Origin of the sequence: Endozoicomonas acroporae (assembly GCF_002864045.1) — a bacterium.
In the GTDB taxonomy this organism is placed as follows: Bacteria; Pseudomonadota; Gammaproteobacteria; order Pseudomonadales; family Endozoicomonadaceae; genus Endozoicomonas; species Endozoicomonas acroporae.
In genome coordinates, this window is sequence record NZ_PJPV01000186.1 from 1 (window position 1) to 1,171 (window position 1,171).

Annotated in this window: 1 protein-coding gene; it reads right to left on the reverse strand. The window is 56.0% G+C overall.

What is annotated here, in order from left to right:
- The coding region (locus CX664_RS23310; protein WP_146000262.1) for a DUF1601 domain-containing protein at nt 1-1,171 on the reverse strand (1,171 nt) is incomplete at both ends.

Consider the following 1,171-nt stretch of genomic DNA (forward strand, 5'->3'; position numbering starts at 1 on the left):
GTTCTGGTGTCCGCTCCTGCCCGTTGTCCACCAGTTTCGCCATGGCCCACAGCAGGTTGGCGATATGCTGAGGAATAAATTGGTCTTTCTGTGCGTTCACGAAGGGCAACAGCACGGCCACGGCACCTTTAAGCCCTGGTGTCTGCTCCTGCCCGTTGTCCACCAGTTTCGCCATGGCCCACAGCAGGTTGGCGATACCCTGTGGTCTGAAGTTAGCTTTCTGTGCGCTCACGTGGGGCAACAGCCCGGCCACAGCCTCGTTGAGTTCTGGTGTCTGTTCCTGCCCGCTGTCCACCAGTTTTGCCATGGCCCACAGCAGGTTGGCGATTTCCCGTGGTTTGAAGTGAACTTTCTGCCCGTTCACGTGGTGCACCAGCGCGGCCAGGGCCTCGTTCAGTTCTGGTGTCCGCTCATGCCCCTTGTCCACCAGTTTCGCCATGGCCCACAGCAGGTTGGTGACACCTTGGGCATTAAATTGGTCTTTCTGTGCGTTTACGCGGGTCAACAGCGCGGCCACGGACTCGTTCAGTTCTGGTGTCCGCTCCTGCCCGTTGTCCACCAGTTTCGCCATGGCCCACAGCAGGTTGGCGATATGCTGAGGAATAAATTGGTCTTTCTGTGCGTTCACGAAGGGCAACAGCACGGCCACGGCCCCTTTAAGCCCTGGGGTCTGCTCCTGCCCGTTGTCCACCAGTTTCGCCATGGCCCACAGCAGGTTGGCAATTTCCTGTGGTTTAAAGTTAGCTTTTTGTGCGTTCACGTCGGGCAATAGTCTGGCCACGGCCTCGTTGAGCTCTGGTGTTCGCTCCTGCCCCTTGTCCACCAGTTTTGCCATGGCCCACAGCAGGTTGGCGATACCCTGAGCATTAAACAGGTCTTTCTGTGTGTTCACGTGGAACAACAGCGCGGCCACGGCCTCGTTGAGCTCTTGTGTTCGCTTCTGCCCGTTGTCCGCCAGTTTAGCCATGGCCCATAGCAGGTTGGCGACTCCCTGGGCATCAATGTCCCTGGCTTGAGGTTTTTGGTTGCAGATAAATATTATTGCATCCAGTAGCGTTGACAATAAGTTAGCTTGAGTAAGCTTTACACGCTCATCCATGGGGTTATGAAGGGTAAAAACACCCGCTGAAGTCAATGAATGAAGTGTTGTCGTCAGGCTTCGCCAATTCCA